General features: G+C 62.7%; 2 protein-coding genes. Both read right to left on the reverse strand.

What is annotated here, in order from left to right:
• Positions 1–158 precede the first annotated feature (158 nt).
• Positions 159–1,136, reverse strand: coding sequence for a cytochrome c oxidase subunit II (coxB, locus tag GY769_10415; protein MCP4202335.1), 978 nt, complete (start codon positions 1,134–1,136; stop codon positions 159–161).
• On the reverse strand, positions 1,133–1,511 hold a 379-nt coding region (locus GY769_10420), incomplete at its 5' end, for a hypothetical protein (GenBank protein ID MCP4202336.1). The genes GY769_10420 and coxB, both read right to left, overlap by 4 nt.

Here is a 1,511-nt window from a genome sequence, read left to right on the forward strand (position 1 = left end):
CCCGCCGAGCAGGAAGAAGAAGGTGATCGACAGCAGGTAGAGGATGCCGATGCGCTTGTGATCGGTGGTCAGCAACCAGGACTTGAGGCCGTGGGAGGCGTTCAAGTAGTGGTTCTTCGGCAGCCCGGGATCCGGTGCGACGTCGTACTCGCGATTGCTCATTCGAGTGGCTCTTTTATCTCTTCCGGCTCTGCGCCTTCTTCCGTGGCGCCACCCAGTGATTTGACGTAGGAGAGGAGCTGCAACAAGCTCACTTCGCTGAGCTGCCCCTGATAGGTCGGCATGATCTGCAGGTAGCCCTCGACCACGTCGGCCGCCGGCGTCATGATCGATTCGCGCAGGTAGTCGTCGTCACGGACGCGGGTGTTGCCGTCGACGAATCTCGCTTCCTTGCCGTAGATGCCGACCAGCGACGGGCCGCGGCCGGTGCCGTCTTCATAGTGGCAGGTATTGCAGATGTACTGCTCGAAGAGCTGCGCGCCGAGATCCTTCGGCGCCGCCACCGTGCCGCCGCCCGAGAGCCAGGTCTGGTAGTCGTCGGGCTCCATCACCGTCACCGAGCCGATCATCTGCGAGTGGTGGGAGCCGCAATACTCGGTGCAGAAGAGATGGTACTTGCCGGCCTTGATGGCCTTGAACCAGACCGTGGTGTAACGACCGGGCACGACGTCCTGCTTGACCCGGAAGGCGGGTACGAAGAAGCTGTGGATCACGTCCTCCGACGTCATCGTGAGCTTGATCGTCTCCCCCACGGGGATGTGCAGAGTGTTGATCTCGCGCTGACCCTCGGGATGCTGGAACTTCCACATCCACTGCTTGGCGACCGCGAAGTACTCGGTCGCATCCTCCGGCACCGTCTTCATCTCGATGAAGATCACCGCGCCCCAGACGAAGAGCACCATGGTGATGACCAGCGGGATGATCGACCACACCACCTCGAGCACCATCGAGCCGTGGGCCTGGGAGCCGACCTCCCCGGCCTCGCGGCGGCGAAATCGGATGAAGAAGACGAAGATGACGAACGCGATCAAGAGCGAAAAGAAGGCGCTCATCGCCAACGCGAAGCCATAGAGCGCGTCGACCTTCGAAGCGAAGTTCGAGGCCTGCTCCGGGAACATCGAGAGCTCGGGCATCATCGCGCCACCTCGGGGGCTCCTGGTGCAGCGGCGCGGGCCGCAATTCGGTCACGGCGCAACATGATCCAGACGAACGAGCCCAGAACAGCCAAGAACACGACGCCGGCCAGTCGCAGGATGCGGGTGACGACGGCGGTGTACTTGCCGAGCTTCGGGTCGTAGCGGAAACAGTAGAGCAGGATCTGATCGACCACCGTGCCGATCTGGCCCTCCGACGCTTCGACCAGCGCCAGCCGGACGTCTCTGGGTGGAAAGTCGAGGCCGTAGAGATATTGGGCGAGGGTGCCGTCGGGGGTCGCCACGATCATGCCGCTGGCATGGGCGAACTCATTTCGTTTGCCCCCCTCCGGGGTGCCCTTGGTTTCCTCGAGGTAG

Source organism: bacterium, from assembly GCA_024224155.1.
Classification (GTDB): Bacteria; Acidobacteriota; Thermoanaerobaculia; order Multivoradales; family JAHEKO01; genus CALZIK01.